This is a genomic window from Stenotrophomonas sp. 57 (assembly GCF_030291075.1).
Lineage (GTDB): Bacteria > Pseudomonadota > Gammaproteobacteria > Xanthomonadales > Xanthomonadaceae > Stenotrophomonas.
In genome coordinates this window covers 1693823-1710646 of record NZ_CP127407.1, presented here as the reverse complement: position 1 = coordinate 1710646, position 16824 = coordinate 1693823, and the positions used below count along the sequence as shown (strand labels likewise).

The following is a 16824-nucleotide window of genomic DNA, read 5'->3' as shown; positions in this document are numbered from 1 at the left end:
CGCAGCCCTTCATGCGCGACCGGATCGAAGGCAACCGGAGACACAGCGGATGGCCGGCTGGCGCCGGCCCATCCGCACCCCGTATCAGCCCTTCAGCTGCGCAAGAATCTCGCGGGTCATCGGATCGGCAACCGCCACATCCTCGCCCTGCAGCGCCGGCAGCAGGCCACTGGCCAGCTGCTTGCCCAGTTCAACGCCGAACTGGTCGAAGGCGTTGATGTTCCAGATCACCGACTGCACGTACACGGCGTGCTCGTACATGGCGATCAGCGCACCCAGCGCCTGCGGGGTCAGCGCGTCGAGCAGGATCAGCGTGCTCGGGCGGCCGCCCGGATAATCGCGGTGCGGGTCGTCGCTGCTCTGGCCGTTGGCCAGCGCCTCGGTCTGTGCCAGCAGGTTGGCCAGCAGCGCCTGATGATTGATCGTGTAGGGATCATCGTTGTGCACGCAGCCGATGAAATCGGCCGGCACGATGCTGGTGCCCTGGTGCAGCGCCTGGAAGAAACTGTGCTGCACGTCGGTGCCCGCCCCGCCCCACCACACCGGCACGGTGTCGGTGGTGACCGGCTGCCCATCACGCTGCACGCGCTTGCCCAGGCTTTCCATCACCAGCTGCTGCAGGTAGGCCGGCAGCAACGCCAGGCGCTGGTCGTAGGTCATCACCGCGTGCGTGGCATGGCCCAGCACGTTGCGGTTCCAGATGTCGGTCAGGCCGTGCAGCACCGGCAGGTTGCGCTCCAACGGCGCATCCAGTGCATGCGCGTCCATCTGCGCGGCACCTTCCAGCAGTTGTTCGAAACGCTCGAAACCGATGGCCAGTGCGATCGGGAAACCGACGGCCGACCACAGCGAGTAACGGCCACCGACCCAATCCCACATCGGCAGCACGCGATCGGCGGCGATGGCGAAGGCCTTGGCCGCACGCTCAGGGTTGGCGCTGACCGCGTACAGGCGCTCGCTGCCACCCAGCCAGTCGTGCAGGATCTGCCCGTTGAGCAGGGTTTCCTGGGTACCGAAGGTCTTGGAAATGAGGATGCCGGCGGTCCTGGCCGGATCCAGCGTGGCCAGCGTGCGCTGCATGGCGGCGCCGTCCACGTTCGACACGAAATGCACGCGCAGGCGCGCGCCGCTGACCGGGCGCAGCGCATCGGCGACCAGGCGTGGACCGAGATCGGAACCGCCGATGCCGACGCTGACCACGTCAGTGACGCCGCTGTCTTCCAGCGCGCGCACCAGCACACCCATGCGCTGGCGGATTTCGCGGGCGGTGGCATAGGCCTCGGCGGCAACCGGCGCATCAACCACGTCGCCACGCAGCGCGGTGTGCAGTGCGGCGCGACCTTCGGTCAGGTTGACCTGCTCACCACGGAACAGGCGGCTGATGGCGCCGCCGACATCACGATCAGCGGCCAATGCCAGCAGGGCCTGCAACGCCGCGGCATCGTATTTCTGCCGGGCGAAGTTGACGTACAACGGACCGACCCGCAGCGCCAGATCCTGCACGCGGCCAGGTTCGGCGGCGAGGAGGCTGGGGATGCTCGCGCCCTTCAGGCGCTGGGCGTGGGAATGCAGCGAGTCGAATCCGTTGTTCGTTGTCATGCGGCCTGGGTCGGGATCGTGTCGTTGGTGTGGGTGATCTGGTTCTTGCCATCAACGTACACCAGCTTCGGCTTGAAGCTGTCAGCTTCCTGCTCGGTCATGCTGGCAAACGCGGCGATGATGATGATGTCACCGACCTGCACATGGCGTGCAGCGCCACCGTTGAGCGACACCACACCGCTGCCGGCTTCGGCGCGGATGGCATAGGTCGAGAAGCGCGCACCGTTGGTCACGTCCCAGATGTGCACCTGTTCGAACTCGCGGATGCCCGTGGCTGCCAGCAGGTTGTCATCGATGGCGATCGAGCCTTCGTAGTTCAGCTCGGAATGGGTGACGGTGGCGCGGTGGATCTTGGTCTTGAGCAGGGACAGGTGCATGGGGGCGCTGCAACGGCAAAGGAAAGAGCGGATTCTAGCACCCGCTCGGCCCTCGTCAGGGGTCTGCGTCAGGACGCTGAAGGCCGTTCAGGCGCCCTCGCCCGGCGGCATTGCCTGAGCGCGGCCGGAGGCCCCCTCCAGCGAGAGGCGGAACACCGTATGGAAGGCCAGCCCGGCAACCACGCCGAAGCCGCCCGCCGCCAGCACCAACAAGGCGTAGCCGATCACATCGAAGGTATCGACATAGCGCAGGCGTTGCAGCCAGGGGCCCTGGTCTTCCCCCGGCCAAGCACAGGTCGCCATCGCCACCGCGCCCAGCCCGAATCCCACCAGCAGGAAACCGATCCGGCGCAGGCGCTGCTGAGATTGCTGAATCAAGGCCATGGGCAGCAGCACGGCAATCGCGTTGCAGGCCGCCAGTACGAACATCACTCCACCACCGGTCAGCGCAGGCATCGGCGTACGCCTGAATTCAAGCGCGAACAACAGGCCGCCAAACAGCTGGGCCGGCAGCATGCCTGCCGCCAGTACTGCCAGGATCGAGGCCTGGGCGAGGCGGCCCGCATCAGTGTCTGGTGCTTTCATTTCCAGTCTCCCGTCCGTGGGATGGTGAGAGGCGCCCCGTGGGGGCGCCCCGGAGCCAGGTGCGGCTCAGAACTCCAGGTTGTCGATCAGACGCGTCGTGCCCAGTCGCGCGGCGATCAGCGCCACGCGGCCGCCGCCGTCGAAGGTCGGCTCGGCCAGTTCCGGGGTGCGCAGCACCGCGTAGTCGACCTGGAAGCCAGCGGCCTGCAGTGCGGCCGTGGCATCGGCCTCGATCTGCGCCCGCGCCTGCCCGGCCACGTAGCCTTCGCGCATGCCCAGCAGGGTGCGGTGGATGGTGGTGGCCAGCGGGCGCTGGCTGGCGTCCAGGTACTGGTTGCGCGAGCTCTTGGCCAGGCCGTCCTCGTCACGCACGATCTCGGCACCGACGATCTGGACCGGGAACGACAGCTCGGCCACCATCTGCTTGATCACGGCCAGCTGCTGGTAGTCCTTGCGACCGAACACGGCCACGTCCGGCTGCACCTGCAGGAACAGGCGCGCGACCACCGTGCACACGCCGTCGAAGTGGCCCGGGCGGCTGGCGCCTTCAAGCACTTCACTGACACCCGGGGCGTGCATCTGCGTGGTCTTGTCCACGCCCAGCGGGTACATCGCATCGACGCTGGGCAGCCACACCGCGTCGCAGCCGACCTGCTCCAGCCCGGCCACGTCGGCCTCGGGCGTGCGCGGGTAGCGGCTGAAGTCTTCATTCGGCCCGAACTGGGTCGGGTTGACGAAGATGCTGGCCACGACCTTGTCGGCGTATTGCCGCGCCAGGGTAACCAGCGAATGGTGGCCACCGTGCAGGTTGCCCATGGTCGGCACCAGCGCCACGCGCAGGCCCTCGCGCTTCCACTGGGCGATCTGCCCGCGCAGCGCGCCGAGTTCATTGAAGGTCTGGATCATTGGGCGTAGGCGTGCTGTTCATCAGGGAAGCTGCCGTCGCGCACGGCGTCGGCAAAGGCGCGGGTGGCTCCGGCCACCGAGCCGCCTTCGGCAAGGAAATCCTTGACGAACTTGGGGCGGCGATGGCCACTGTCGAGGCCGAGGAAATCGTGCAGCACCAGCACCTGTCCATCGCACTGCGGGCCGGCACCGATGCCGATGGTCGGCACATCCACCGCCGCGGTCACTTCCGCAGCGACCGGGGTCGGCACGCATTCGAGCACCATGATGCTGGCGCCGGCGGCCGCCACGGCCCTGGCATCCTCCACCAGCTGGCGTGCGGCATCGCCACGGCCCTGGATCTTGAAGCCGCCCAGGCGCAGCACCGACTGCGGGGTCAGGCCCAGGTGCGAGCAGACCGGGATCTCACGCTCCACCAGGTAGCGGATGATGTCGACCTTGAAGCCCGCGCCTTCGATCTTGACCATCTCGGCACCGGCCTGCAGCAGCTGCAGCGAGGCATCCAGTGCGCGCTCCGGCGTAGCGTCGGCGCCGAACGGCAGGTCGGCCACCAGCAGCGCACGCTGCAGCACGCGGGACACCGCACGGGTGTGGTAGACCATGTCGGCCACGGTCACCGGCAGGGTCGAATCATGGCCCTGCACGACCATGCCCAGCGAATCGCCGATCAGGATCAGGTCGACGCCATTGGCATCGAACGTGCGGGCGAAGCCAGCGTCGTAGGCGGTCAACATGACCAGCTTCTGGCCATTGCGCTTGGCCTCGGCCAGGGCAGGTACGGTCCAGGGCTTGCTGTCTGCGTGGGTGCTCATGTGCTGATAACCGGGGGAGATAACACGGGCATTATCACCCGATCGGCGCGATCCCGCAGGCATCCACCCGCATCACTGCATCCCGCACGCGGCCATGGCCGGGAATGGCCAGATCCGGCGCGATTTCGGCCAGGGGCACCAACACGAAGGCACGTTCGTGCATGTAGGGATGCGGTACCTGCAGGCCAGGCTGGTCAAGTACCTGCGCGCCATACAGCAACAGGTCCAGGTCCAGCGCGCGCGGGCCCCAGTGCACCGCCGCATCGCGCACGCGGCCGAAACGCTGCTCCAGCGCCAGCATCGCCTGCAGCAGTTCATCGGCCGCCAGTGACGTTTCGACCGCGGCCACCGCATTGACGAACGGTGGTTGGTCTTCATTGCCCCAGGCCGGCGTTGCGTACAGGTGCGAGGCCTGCAGCATACGGGTCCCGGGCAGGCCGTCCAGCGCGGTGATCGCCGCGCCGACAGTCATGGCCGCGTCGCCGAGGTTGGCGCCGAGCCCGATCCACGCAGGCGTCATGGCTTATTCGCCAGCTGCACCGGCCGAGGCACCCGGACGGCGGCGACGACGGCGACGCTTGCGCGGTGCACCGTTCTCATCATCGCCCTCTTCGCTGTGCATCGCATCCAGCGACGATTCCAGCTCGCGGCCGGACTGGGCCTGTGCCTCACGCCAGAATTCCACATCGGCAGCGTGCTCGGACGAGGCCACCTGGCGCAAACTGAGGAAGTCGAACGCGGCGCGGAAGCGCGGGTGGGTCAGCGTACGGAACACGCGCTTGCGCTGGCGCGAGCCGAAGCGCGACTGCAGCAGCCAGATCTCCTGCATCGGCAGCGAGAAGCGGCGCGGCAATGCGATGGTGCTCAGCTGCTGCACGGTCACGCGGTCGGCAGCACGACGCTGCGCTTCCTCCGGTGCAACGCCCTGTTTGAGCAGGGTCGCCTGCGCGCGGCAGAACGCCGGCCACAGCAGCAGCGCGAACAGGAACGCCGGCGAGACCGGCTCGTCGTTGGCCACACGTGCATCGGTGTTGGCCAGGCCCTCGACCAGCATGCGGCGCAGCGCGCCGGTGCGGTTGGACTTCAGCGCCTTGCCGCTTTCCGGGAACAGCACGTCGAACAGGCCGTAACGCTCCAGGCCTTCGAAACTGGCGACGCCATGCCCGGACAGGAACAGCTTCAGCACTTCCTCGAACAGGCGCGCCGGCGCGGCTTCGTTGAGCAGGCCGGCCAGGTGCGGAATCGGTGCGGCCGTGCCCTCTTCGATCTGGAAGCCGAGCTTGGCAGCCAGGCGCACCGCACGCAGCATGCGCACCGGGTCTTCCTGGTAGCGCTGTACCGGGTCGCCGATGAGTTTCATCAGGCGCGCCTGCACGTCTTCGAAGCCGCCGGTGTAGTCACGCACCGAGAAGTCCTCGATGGCGTAGTACAGGGCGTTGCAGGTGAAGTCGCGGCGGACGGCGTCGTCTTCGATGGTGCCGTACACGTTGTCGCGCACGAGCATGCCGTTTTCCATCTCGCGGTCGCCGCTGCCGTCATCGCTGTTGGCGCGGAAGGTGGCGACTTCGATGATCTCGCGGCCGAACACAACGTGGGCGAGGCGGAAGCGGCGGCCGATCAGGCGGCAGTTGCGGAACAGCTGCTTGACCTGTTCGGGCGTGGCGTCGGTGGCCACGTCGAAATCCTTGGGTTGGCCATTGACCAGCAGATCGCGCACCGCGCCGCCGACAAGGTAGGCGCCGAAGCCGGCATCGCGCAGGCGATAAAGCACGCGCAGGGCGTTCGGGCTGATGTCCTTGCGGGAGATCGTGTGCTGGTCGCGCGGGATGACGCGCAGGCTGAACGGTGATGTAGCAGAGGAAATGATGTTGGCGCTTCCGGTTGAAGTTTCGGGATTGCCCAATGGCATCGAGGTGCATATACTAGCGCTCCTGCCTCGGCAGCGACACAGTTACGCTCCCTTCGTCTAGTGGTTAGGACGTGGCCCTCTCAAGGCTAAAACAGGGGTTCGAGTCCCCTAGGGAGCGCCAGTCGCCGCAGCAGGAACCGAAAAAGCCCGCCTTGTGCGGGCTTTTCTGTTTTCCGGGATTGCGGTGATTGCGGTCGGGTTGGTCGCTTTGGCGCCTCCCTGCAATCGGCTCGAGCCGGCGGGGTCACCCAGGGCAGGACACGCCGTGAACCCATCCATGGGGGCTCGATGGCGCCATCCTTGGCGCCAACGGTCCTGCCCTGGGTGACCCCACCGACTCTGGACGGTTTCCCGCCAGCTGCGGCAACAACCGACCAGCGCTTCGCCGCATCCGCACGCACCATGAAACTGTCAGGAGGGGGCAGACCGCCCTCTCAGGCTCTGGACAAGCAGGCGCCAACGGAACGCAACCGAAGCCAATCGCCGTCAGCCTTCCATCTGCTCCAGCTCCTTGCCCTTGGTCTCGCGCACGTAGCGGACCACGAAGAAGACCGAGAGGATGGCCGCCACCGTATAGATGCCGTAGGCGCCGGCCAGGCCGATGCCGGCCAGCAGCATCGGGAAGGTCACGGTGATCGCGAAGTTCGAGGTCCATTGCGCCGCGCCAGCCACCGCCAGCGCCGGGCCGCGGATCTGGTTGGGGAACATCTCGCCCAGCATCACCCACATCACCGGGCCCCAGGACATGTTGAAGAACACGACGTAGACATTGGCCGCGACCAGCGCCAGCCGGCCCATGCCGTCGGACAGCTGCAGGCGACCGTCGGCCAGGCTGCCGCTGGCGAACGCGACCACCATCAGCACCAGCGCCACCGACATGCCGACCGAGCCGATCCAGAGCAGCGGCTTGCGCCCGATGCGGTCGATCAGCAACACCGTCAGCAGGCACGCACCGATGCTCAGCGCACCCGACAGCACATTGATCAGCAGCGCATCGCTTTCTGAGAAGCCCACCGCCTGCCACAGCACCGCACCGTAGTAGAACACCACGTTGATGCCGACCAGCTGCTGGAACATCGCCAGCCCGATGCCGACCCAGAGGATCGGGCGCAGCTTGCCGCTGGCCTTGTCGCGCAGATCGGCGAAGCGCGGCTTGTGCTGGTCCTGGGCCAGACTGGCCTCGATCTCTGCCAGCTTGGTCGCGGCCGTGCCCTCGCCATACAGGCGCGACAGCACCGCCCGCGCCTGCTCCGGGCATCCCTTCACGACCAGGAAGCGCGGGCTTTCGGGGATCACCAGCAACAGCAGCAGGAACAGCCCCGAGGGCAGCGCCTGCATCCAGAACATCCAGCGCCAGGCCTCCTGGCCCAGCCACAACGGCTCGGTCGAGGCTCCGGCAGCTCGGGCCAGCAGGTAGTTGCTGAGGAACGCCGCGAACAGGCCGCAGATGATCGCCATCTGCTGCACCGTGGCCAAGCGCCCGCGGTAGCGCGCCGAGGCCACTTCCGCGATGTAGGCCGGCGACATCACGCTGGCCGCCCCCACCGCGAAGCCACCGAGCACGCGTGCAGCGATGAACAGCCAGGAGGCGTGGGCCGCACCCGCACCCAGCGCCGAGACCAGGAACATCAGTGCCGACACGATCAGCACGCCACGACGGCCCAGGCGGTCACCCAGCCAGCCGGCCAGGAAAGCGCCGATCGCGCACCCCAGCAGCATCGAAGCGACTTCGAAACCGAGCGCCGCCTCGCTGGAGTTGAAGGCCTGGCGCAGGCCGTCAACTGTGCCATTGATGACACCACTGTCGAAGCCGAACAGGAATCCACCGAGGGTGGCCACGCAGCTGATCAGGACGATGAATGCAGTGTTCTCACCGCCGTGGGGCGCGATGCTGGGCTGGGCCGGGGACATGGACGATCCTGCTGGGAAGGGAGTCCGGCCACGCGGGGTGACCGATCGCCCCGCAGCGTCGCACAGGCCCTGCCCTGCCGCCAATGACCGCCACGGCCGCGCCTGCCAGACGCCCGATTTCCGCCCTGCGCCGACACCGGGGGCCAACCTGTTCTAGAATTGGCGGGTTCAGGAATCGATCCACCCCCAGCCCATGCCCTTTGTCGTCACCGAAAACTGCATCAAGTGCAAACACACCGATTGCGTGGAAGTGTGCCCCGTGGATTGCTTCCACGAAGGCCCGAACTTCCTGGTGATCGACCCGGATGAGTGCATCGACTGCACCCTCTGCGAGCCGGAGTGCCCGGTCAATGCGATCTTCCCGGAGGACGATGTCCCGGCCGGCCAGGAAGGCTTCGTCGCGCTCAATGCCGAACTGGCAAAAGAGTGGCCGGTGCTGACCGTGCGCAAGGATCCGCCCGCCGACGCCGGCGAATGGGACGGCAAGCCGGACAAGCTGAAGCTGCTGGAGCGCTGAGGCGCCAGCGGCGGCAAAAGGAAAGGGCGCCGTCGGCGCCCTTTTCCATTTCCGGCAGGTGCCAACCTCGGTTGGCACAAAAGCGCCGACCAGGGTCGGCCTCTACCAGAGCGGGTGCGGACCAAGGCCCGCCCCCATCCGGCCGGTCCTTACTGGGCCAGCTTCGCCTTCAGCGCGGCGATCAGCTTCACCGGTGCTTCAGCGGTGGCCGGCAGGCCACGCGGGTCGACCGCGGAGATGTAGGCGCCGGCATCGACGGCGACCACGCGCACCAGGAAGTTGCTGCCTTCGTAGGCCACGTCATACGAGCCCAGCAGCTGCGCGCGGCTGGCGATCGTCAGGCCTTCCACGCCTTCCAGCGCGGTGCCGACCTTGGCGAAGGCCTCATCCTTGCCACCGGCAATGGTGAAACCGGTGTTGCCAACGGCCGGGGCCGCAGCCACCGGGGCTGCCGGCTTGGTCGCCGAGGCAAGGGTCGGCACCTTGTTGTCACCGGTGGTGGCCGGCAGGTTCAGGTCCGGCGGTACTTCCAGCGGGCGCATTTCCGGGGCCAGGGCGTAGTCGCCCTTGACGCCACGCTTGAAGCAACCGGTGGTACCGGCCGCAACAGCTGCAGCCAGCAGGGCGTAGGACAGCACGCGGACAGTGGAAACGGATTGACGCATGTGAATCTCCTGGGTCAGACCAAGACGAAAGGTCAGTGGCTGGAAAGGGCTTCGAGGGCGGCGATGTCGCCGGCAAGATGGTCGGCGGCCGCATGGTGCGGCGCCGACAGCGGCAGCAGCGGCAGGCGCAGGTCGTGCCCGATGCCGACGCGGCGCAGCAGCGCCTTGACCGGAATCGGGTTCGGCTCGACACCGCAGAAACCATGGAACGGCTGCAGGCGCGCATCCCAGGACCCGGTGGCTTCGTGGTCGTGGGCGGCGGCCAGTTCGCACATCCGGCGGTAGGCGCCGGGAAGTACGTTGGAGCCGACCGAGATCAAGCCATCGACGCCGGCCTGGATCGACCGTGCCGCCGTGCCGTCGTCGCCGCTCAGCACGGCGAACTGCGGGCTGCGCAGGGCCAGCAGGGCCTGCACCCGGCCGGTGTCGCCCACCGCCTCCTTGATGCCGACGATGTTGGGATGGCTGGCCAGTTCGGCGACGGTCTCCGGCTGCATGTCGCAACCGGTACGGCCGGGCACGTTGTACAGCACGACCGGCAACCCACCCTGGTCGGCCACCGCGCGGTAGTGCGCGATCAGGCCAGCCTGGGTCGGCCGGACGTATGGCGGGGTGACCACCAGCGCGTGGCTGGCACCGAGTGCAGCGGCGCGGCGGGTCTGTTCGATGGTCTTGGCGGTGCCCGACAGGCCGGTGCCGGCGATGACCGGGATACGGCCGCCGATGCGCTCGACCGCGCTGGCCAGCAGCAGGTCGTACTCGGCATCGGTGAGCATTGCCGCTTCGCCGGTCGAGCCGGCAACGACAACGCCATGGACGCGACCTTCCAGTTGCAGGTGCAGCAGGCGCTGCCAACCGTCGGGATCGAGGGCACCGTCGGCCCGGAACGGGGTCGCCAGCGCGGTGATGAGGCCGGAAAGGGACAAGGACGTGCTGCTCTTGGCTGGGAAGGGAAAACGCCCGCCACGAAAGGCCGGGGGCGACCTGAATGTTACTTGCGGCGCGAAAGCACGGGCAAGTATGCTGGACACTGGTGGATCCCCGCCTCTGGCGGGCATTCAGACTAACGCATGCATTACCCGGAATCGCCTTGACCGACACCACCCCGCGCCCCGCGCCGAGCGAAAACCACCTCCTGATCAACGCCTATACGACGCATCCGGAGTCCCCCCTGCTGTCCGTCACCCGCCGCATCGCCGACAGCGGCTGCAATCTGGTGGACGCACGCCTGGCCACGGTCGGCCGCGATGTCTCGGTCACCGCCCTGGCCACCGGCTCGTGGGACTCGGTGGCCAAGCTGGAAGCGATGCTGACCCGGCTCGAGCGCGAGGAAGGCCTGAAGCTGGTCTGGTACCGCACCGCCGCCAAGCAGGCACAGTCCAACCTGCTGCCGTACATCGTCGAGGTGATCGCCGCCGACAAGCCGGGCATCCTGTTCCAGCTCGCCGATTTCTTCGACCGCCAGGGCATCACCATCGAGAACCTGCAGAGCACGCGCTACCGCGCCATGCAGACCGGTGCCGAAATGTTCAGCGCGCAGGTCACCATCGGCGTGCCGGCCAACATGCACATCGCCGCGCTGCGCGACGATTTCCTCGAGTTCTGCGACCACCTGAACTTGGACGCGATCATGGACCCGATGAAATTCTGATCGGACGTGCGGATTTTCGCGCGCCTCTCACGGGCGCGTGGCGTTTCATGCAATTGTCGTAGAAACAACCCAGGCTCGACAGAAGGACCTCATGAACAACGGCGATACCCTGGACAGCACCACCCTCTCCCTGCCGCTGGCACTGTCCGGTGGCGACCAGGCCACCCTCGGCGACTATGCCGGCCAGTGGCTGGTGTTGTACTTCTACCCCAAGGACAGCACCCCGGGCTGCACCACCGAAGGCATCGACTTCAATGCGCTGCTGCCGAAGTTCAAGAAGGCCGGTGCGGTCGTGCTCGGGGTATCGCGCGATTCGGTGAAGTCGCACGACAACTTCTGCGCCAAGCAGGGCTTCAGCTTCCCGCTGGTCAGTGATGGCGACGAAGCGCTGTGCAACGCCTTCGACGTGATCAAGATGAAGAACATGTACGGCAAGCAGGTACGTGGCATCGAACGCAGCACCTTCCTGATTTCCCCCGACAGCCGCATCGTGCAGTCCTGGCGCAAGGTCAAGGTTGCCGGCCATGCCGATGCCGTTCTCGCCGAACTGAAGGCCTCCCAGTCCAAGTGAGTCCCACTGCCTACTGTGTCTGCCATCACCCTGCCCCGCAGCAGGCCATGGTGGTTTTTCCCTGTCCGTAACCAGGAATCGACGATGACCCGAGGCAAGCGCATCTACGTGCTGGATACCAACGTGCTGATGCACGATCCCACCGCGCTGTTCAAATTCGAGGAGCACGACGTCTACCTGCCGATGCAGGTGATCGAGGAGCTGGACAACGGCAAGAAGGGCACCTCCGAAGCGAGCCGCAACGCCCGCCAGGTGAGCCGTTTCCTCAACGAGCTGGTGCAGGAATCGGGCCTGGACAACCTGGCCGACGGCATTCCGCTGCAGCGCCCCAACGGCCTGCAGCTGCGCGGCAAGCAGAGCGCCGGCAAGCTGCGCTTCCAGACCAGCCATTTCGACGCCGGCAAGAGTTTCGGCAAGGTCATTCCGGACAACGCCATCCTCGGCGCGATCCTGGCGCTCAAGGAAGAAACCCCGGACCTGCCGGTGGTGTTCGTTTCCAAGGACATCAACCTGCGCATCAAGGCGGCCATTGCCGGCATCGTGTCCGAGGACTACGAGAACGATCGCGCGCTGGATGATTTCAGCCTGCTGTACACCGGCGCCACCGAGCTGCCCGAAAACTTCTGGAAGCGCCATGGCGAAGACCTGCGCAGCTGGAGCGACAAGGGCCGCACCCATTACGAAATCCAGGCGCAGGATGGCGAGGAGTGGTATCCGAACCAGTACGTGTACCTGCCGGGCGAAGACGAGGTCGAGCTGCGCGTCAGCCGCGTGGTGGGCGATGGCAAGGTGGTGCTGTCGCTGGTCGATGATTTCCGCCACGGCAGCCATGCCGTGTGGGGCATCAGCGCGCGCAACCGCGAGCAGAACTTCGCGCTCAATGCGCTGATGGACCCGGAGATCGATTTCGTCACTCTGCTGGGCACCGCCGGTACCGGCAAGACCCTGCTGGCGCTGGCCGCCGGTCTTGCGCAGACCATGGACCAGCAGCGCTATCGCGAGATCATCATGACCCGTGCCACGGTGAGCGTGGGCGAGGACATCGGCTTCCTGCCCGGCACCGAAGAAGAAAAGATGACGCCGTGGATGGGCGCGCTGACCGACAACCTGGAAGTGCTCACGCACAACCAGGAAGGCGGCACCTGGGGCCGCCAGGCCACCAACGACCTGCTGGCCAGCCGCATCAAGATCCGCTCGATGAACTTCATGCGCGGCCGTACCTTCCTGTCACGTTATCTGATCCTGGACGAGGCACAGAACCTCACGCCCAAGCAGATGAAGACCCTGATCACCCGTGCCGGTCCCGGCACCAAGATCGTCTGCCTGGGCAACGTCGAACAGATCGACACCCCGTACCTGACCGAAACCACCTCGGGCCTGACCTACGCGGTGGATCGCTTCAAGAACTGGCCGCACAGCGCGCACATCACCCTGCGCCGGGGTGAGCGTTCGCGTCTGGCCGATTACGCTTCGGAGGTGTTGTGAACCGTTGCACCCGTCTGTTGCTGCCCACGGTGGCGATCGCCCTCGCCACCGCACTCGGCGCCTGCACCACCACGCGCGGCCCGGCCAGCGTACCCACTGCCGAACGCACCGGCCAATCGTGGGTGGTCACCCGCCCGGTCATCGCCGCGCAGGTGCTGGACACCTGCTCGCGGCCCAGCCCCGGCCGCGAGGCCGGTCGGGTCAGCGGTTACTGGGCGCCCAGCCGGCAGCAGGTCGATCAGCTGGAAGCGCGGCTGTCATCGCTTGAGGCACAGGTGCCGAAGGTGCTGGGCTTCGACCGCCAGTACGTCGGCATCGAAAGTGCCGGCAAGCGGCTGATCTACATCAACGCCTTCCATCTGCCCGACGACAGCGGCATCAATCCGGCACGGGAAGCGATCCGCGTCTGCGATGGCGGCGCGCAGTTCTGGGGCGCCGTGTTCGATCCGGCCAGCAACACTTTCAGCGAGCTGCAGTTCAACGGCGGCTTCGGCGGGCCCTGAGGGGCCCCGCCGATGGGAATACGCCTGCCCACCTGGGTCTGGATCGGCGCGGTCGCGCTGTCGTGCGTGGCCGGCATGGTGAATGTCGTCGGCTTCCTCGGTTTCGAACACCAGGCGGTCAGCCACATGACCGGCAGCACCAGCCAGCTGGGCATGGCGCTGGCCCAGGGGGACTGGCGAGCCGTGGGGCACCTGTGGGGACTGCTGATCGCCTTTTCGCTGGGTGCGATGCTCAGCGGCCTGCTGATCCAGGACAGCGCCCTGCAACTGGGCCGGCGCTATGGCGTGGCACTGGCGCTGGAGTCGGCGCTGCTGCTGATCGCCATTCCGCTCTTTGAACAACACCAGATCTGGGGCGCACTGGCCGCCGCCATGGCCTGCGGCCTGCAGAACGCGATGGCGACCACCTTCAGTGGCGCGGTGGTGCGCACCACCCACCTCAGCGGCATGTTCACCGACCTAGGCATCGGCCTCGGCCACCTGCTGCGCGGGCTGCCGCTGCAGGTGCGGCGCCTGACCCTCAGCGGACTGATCATCAGCGGCTTCCTCGCCGGAGGCGTCATCGGTGCCTGGCTGTTCGTGCGCTGGCAATACGACGCCCTGCTCGCCCCTGCGCTGCTGACCGGACTGACCGGACTGGGTTATGTCCTGTACCAGCAGTGGGCGCGTTGGCGGCATTGAGAGTCGCGCTGCGGGCGCCTGGGGGTCAGATCCCTTTTCCTGCGGAAATGGGATCTGACGCCGCCTGACGGATCAAAGGCATCCACGCATGGCGTGGATCTACCCTCCCCTGCGGGACCACGGCACAATCGCGTGATGAGCCCGACCACCCCCGTTTCCGCCCTCACCATCGCCGGCTCCGACTCCGGCGGCGGCGCCGGCATCCAGGCCGACCTGAAGGCCTTCGCCGCGCATCGCGTGCACGGTCTTTCGGCGATCGCCGCGCTGACCGCACAGAACACCCGCGGCGTGACCGCCGTGCATGTGCCACCGATCGACTTCCTGCGTGCACAGCTGGACGCCTGCTTCGACGACTTCGACATCCACGCGGTGAAGCTCGGCATGCTGGCCAACGCCGACGTGATCAACGCCGTCGCCGACATACTGGAGAAGCATCTTCCGCCCCACGTGGTGCTGGACCCGGTGATGGTCGCCACCAGCGGCGCACGCCTGCTCGAAGACAGCGCATTGCAGGCCATGCGTGAGCGCCTGATCCCGCTGGCCACGCTGATCACCCCCAACACACCGGAAGCAGAACTGCTGGTCAGCCGGAAGATCAACAACGGCGATGACGCCGAACAGGCCGCCTCCGCCCTGCTCGACCTCGGCGCAGGCGCGGTGCTGCTGAAAGGCGGCCACCTGCTGGAAGGCAATCGCGTGATCGACCGTTACTTCGACGGTGTCAGCAGCGAAGAATTCATCCATGCCCGCCTGCCGCTGGACGCGCACGGCACCGGCTGCACGCTGGCCTCGGCCATTGCTGCGCAGCTGTGCAATGGCCTGAGCCTGGCCAATGCCTGCGAAGCCGGCATCGACTACGTGGCACGCGGGCTGCAGCAAGGCTATGCGCCGGGGCGCAGCGAGGTACGGGTGCTCGAGCACTTCGGCGCGGCGCCGCACGCATGAGCCTGACGCCGCGCATCCTCGCCGTGCAGTGCAACGACGGCCATCGCTACGAAGTGATCGCCTGCGTACCTGCACAGCCCATCGCACGCCTGCTGTGGCTGCCGGCACTGGGCGTAGCCGCGCGCCACTACCTGCCGCTGGCGCAGGCGCTGGCGGCGAAGGGCGTGGCGGTCTACCTGCATGAGTGGCGCGGCAACGGCAGCAGTTCGCTGCGGCCGTCGCGGACGCAGGACTGGGGCTATCGGGAGGTGCTGGAACAGGATCTGCCGGGCAGCCAGGCCGTTCTGGCTGCAGCGGATGACCAGGCTGGCGCCCTGCCCTGGATCATCGGCGGCCATAGCCTTGGCGGGCAGCTGGCCTGCGTGCACGCAGGCCGCAATCCGCAGCACTTCAACCGGCTGTGGCTGGCCGCCAGCGGCTCACCGTTCTGGCGTGGTTTTCCGCCTCCACGCGGCTGGCTGCTGCCACTGGTCTACCGCTTCCTGCCGTGGATCGCGCAGCGCCAGGGCGTCCTGCATGGCCGTCGCCTTGGCTTCGGCGGCACGGAGGCGCGTGGCCTGATCGCCGACTGGGCGCGTGTGGGCCTGAACAACCATTACGCCGCAGTCGGCATGGACGAAGACCTCGACGCACAGATGGCGCGCGTGCACGGCAGCGCGCAGGCGGTGCTGATGGAACATGACTGGCTGGCACCGACCGGATCGATGCGCGCGCTGCTGGCGAAACTGCCGAATGTGGTCGCGCAGCTGCGCGTGCTGTCGGCGCAGGAACTGGGTGCGCGCGCCGATCACTTCGCCTGGCTGAAGGCCCCGGACGCCGTGGCTGACAGCTTTTTCATTCAGTTGGATGAAAATTTTCACAAAACTGTTGACGGTGCGCGCCGACATCCGCATAATTCCGCTCCTGTCGCAGGGCGCCCGTAGCTCAGTTGGATAGAGTACCTGGCTACGAACCAGGCGGTCGGGAGTTCGAATCTCTCCGGGCGCACCACTCGACAGGTTTCCAGCATCCGCCGCTGGAAATAAGGTAAAATTTGATTGTGTACCGCGCGCCCGTAGCTCAGTTGGATAGAGTACCTGGCTACGAACCAGGCGGTCGGGAGTTCGAATCTCTCCGGGCGCACCATACACAGTCAGCACAACAAGTTTATGTAATTGGCGCCCGTAGCTCAGTTGGATAGAGTACCTGGCTACGAACCAGGCGGTCGGGAGTTCGAATCTCTCCGGGCGCACCATTACACCGAAACAGCAGGCCTCGGCCTGCTGTTTTTTTATGTGCGTTTTTCGGCAGGGCTGCGCCCTGCACCTGCAGAGGCTTCAAGCCAAGGCAACGGCAACAGCAAACGCAAACGCTGGCATTCCGTGGGTTGGCGGGGCGGTGCCGGAGTGCGGGGACGCCGCAAGTACGTCCCTGTAGGCTTGGCAGCCGCATCCATGCGGCTGACACCCCGCACTCCGACACCGCCCCACCTCTGACAGATTTCCGCGATCTGATGGATCCACCCCATGCGTGGATGAATCTCCATCGAGTTCGAGTTCGAATATTTCGACAATTGATCGAAGAGCATCCACGCATGGCGTGGATCTACTGTGTCGACCAAGGTCGACACTCACCGATCGCACCAGCACCGACAGATCGCCTGAAACGGTCGAAGGCGGGGCGGGTCCGGTTGCGGGAGTGTCCGCGGCATGGACGCCGCGGCCAAGC

The 16824-nt window shown here is 66.6% G+C and carries 18 protein-coding genes and 4 tRNA genes; 12 read left to right on the top strand and 10 right to left on the bottom strand.

Annotated features, from left to right (window positions below; genetic code table 11):
* Positions 1–84: 84 nt before the first annotated feature.
* The 7 genes from pgi to pcnB form a co-directional block, all read right to left on the bottom strand.
* Positions 85–1599 (bottom strand): glucose-6-phosphate isomerase, encoded by a 1515-nt coding sequence (gene pgi / locus QP512_RS07950; protein ID WP_286071630.1) that lies wholly within the window; start codon positions 1597–1599, stop codon positions 85–87.
* On the bottom strand, positions 1596–1976 hold the full coding sequence (gene panD / locus QP512_RS07945) for an aspartate 1-decarboxylase (RefSeq protein WP_005409061.1): 381 nt from the start codon (positions 1974–1976) through the stop codon (positions 1596–1598). Before panD ends, pgi begins: the two co-directional genes overlap by 4 nt.
* Before the next feature lie 87 nt (positions 1977–2063).
* Complete coding sequence (locus QP512_RS07940) at positions 2064–2561, bottom strand: hypothetical protein (protein ID WP_345783109.1); 498 nt, start codon at positions 2559–2561, stop codon at positions 2064–2066.
* Between the two features lie 66 nt (positions 2562–2627).
* The gene (gene panC, locus QP512_RS07935; protein WP_286071628.1) at positions 2628–3467 is read right to left on the bottom strand and encodes a pantoate--beta-alanine ligase; all 840 of its coding nucleotides are present in this window, start codon (positions 3465–3467) and stop codon (positions 2628–2630) included.
* Entirely contained in the window at positions 3464–4279 is an 816-nt protein-coding gene (gene panB, locus QP512_RS07930) for a 3-methyl-2-oxobutanoate hydroxymethyltransferase (protein WP_286071627.1), read from the bottom strand. Before panB ends, panC begins: the two co-directional genes overlap by 4 nt.
* Before the next feature lie 34 nt (positions 4280–4313).
* A complete protein-coding gene (folK, locus tag QP512_RS07925) occupies positions 4314–4799 on the bottom strand; it encodes a 2-amino-4-hydroxy-6-hydroxymethyldihydropteridine diphosphokinase (protein WP_286071626.1) in 486 nt (161 codons plus the stop codon).
* Positions 4800–4802: 3 nt separating this feature from the next.
* Positions 4803–6182: a polynucleotide adenylyltransferase PcnB gene (gene pcnB / locus QP512_RS07920; protein WP_286071625.1), complete on the bottom strand. Its 1380-nt coding sequence runs from the start codon at positions 6180–6182 to the stop codon at positions 4803–4805.
* Between the two features lie 52 nt (positions 6183–6234).
* On the opposite strand from pcnB, the gene QP512_RS07915 reads away from it, so the two are divergent.
* A tRNA-Glu gene (locus tag QP512_RS07915) sits at positions 6235–6309 on the top strand.
* A 365-nt stretch (positions 6310–6674) separates the two neighbouring features.
* Here QP512_RS07915 and QP512_RS07910 read toward each other — a convergent pair.
* Positions 6675–8099, bottom strand: coding sequence for a sugar porter family MFS transporter (locus QP512_RS07910; protein WP_286071624.1), 1425 nt, complete (start codon positions 8097–8099; stop codon positions 6675–6677).
* A 193-nt stretch (positions 8100–8292) separates the two neighbouring features.
* Between QP512_RS07910 and fdxA the strand changes: the two genes are divergently transcribed.
* Entirely contained in the window at positions 8293–8616 is a 324-nt protein-coding gene (gene fdxA, locus QP512_RS07905; RefSeq protein WP_005409054.1) for a ferredoxin FdxA, read from the top strand.
* Between the two features lie 149 nt (positions 8617–8765).
* Here the strand turns inward: fdxA and QP512_RS07900 are convergent, their stop codons facing one another.
* Positions 8766–9281 carry a hypothetical protein gene (locus QP512_RS07900; RefSeq protein ID WP_286071623.1) on the bottom strand — a complete coding sequence of 172 codons (516 nt, stop codon included), beginning with the start codon at positions 9279–9281 and terminating at the stop codon, positions 8766–8768.
* A 32-nt stretch (positions 9282–9313) separates the two neighbouring features.
* Positions 9314–10207: a 4-hydroxy-tetrahydrodipicolinate synthase gene (gene dapA, locus QP512_RS07895; protein ID WP_286071622.1), complete on the bottom strand. Its 894-nt coding sequence runs from the start codon at positions 10205–10207 to the stop codon at positions 9314–9316.
* Positions 10208–10371: 164 nt separating this feature from the next.
* On the opposite strand from dapA, the gene QP512_RS07890 reads away from it, so the two are divergent.
* From QP512_RS07890 to QP512_RS07845, 10 genes are all read left to right on the top strand, one after another.
* Positions 10372–10932, top strand: a complete 561-nt coding sequence (locus QP512_RS07890; RefSeq protein ID WP_005409051.1) for a glycine cleavage system protein R — start codon at positions 10372–10374, stop codon at positions 10930–10932.
* 91 nt (positions 10933–11023) lie between these two features.
* On the top strand, positions 11024–11503 hold the full coding sequence (locus tag QP512_RS07885; protein ID WP_286071621.1) for a peroxiredoxin: 480 nt from the start codon (positions 11024–11026) through the stop codon (positions 11501–11503).
* A gap of 84 nt (positions 11504–11587) precedes the next feature.
* Positions 11588–12988 (top strand): PhoH family protein, encoded by a 1401-nt coding sequence (locus tag QP512_RS07880; protein WP_286071620.1) that lies wholly within the window; start codon positions 11588–11590, stop codon positions 12986–12988.
* Positions 12985–13491, top strand: a complete 507-nt coding sequence (locus QP512_RS07875) for a hypothetical protein (RefSeq protein WP_286071619.1) — start codon at positions 12985–12987, stop codon at positions 13489–13491. Before QP512_RS07880 ends, QP512_RS07875 begins: the two co-directional genes overlap by 4 nt.
* Before the next feature lie 12 nt (positions 13492–13503).
* A complete protein-coding gene (locus QP512_RS07870) occupies positions 13504–14172 on the top strand; it encodes a YoaK family protein (protein WP_286071618.1) in 669 nt (222 codons plus the stop codon).
* A gap of 135 nt (positions 14173–14307) precedes the next feature.
* The gene (thiD, locus tag QP512_RS07865; RefSeq protein ID WP_286071617.1) at positions 14308–15117 is read left to right on the top strand and encodes a bifunctional hydroxymethylpyrimidine kinase/phosphomethylpyrimidine kinase; all 810 of its coding nucleotides are present in this window, start codon (positions 14308–14310) and stop codon (positions 15115–15117) included.
* A complete protein-coding gene (locus QP512_RS07860) occupies positions 15114–16040 on the top strand; it encodes an alpha/beta fold hydrolase (protein WP_286071616.1) in 927 nt (308 codons plus the stop codon). The genes thiD and QP512_RS07860 overlap by 4 nt, the downstream gene beginning before the upstream one ends.
* A tRNA-Arg gene (locus QP512_RS07855) sits at positions 16031–16107 on the top strand. The genes QP512_RS07860 and QP512_RS07855 overlap by 10 nt, the downstream gene beginning before the upstream one ends.
* Before the next feature lie 58 nt (positions 16108–16165).
* A tRNA-Arg gene (locus QP512_RS07850) sits at positions 16166–16242 on the top strand.
* A 32-nt stretch (positions 16243–16274) separates the two neighbouring features.
* Positions 16275–16351, top strand: a tRNA-Arg gene (locus tag QP512_RS07845).
* The last annotated feature ends 473 nt before the right edge of the window (positions 16352–16824 follow it).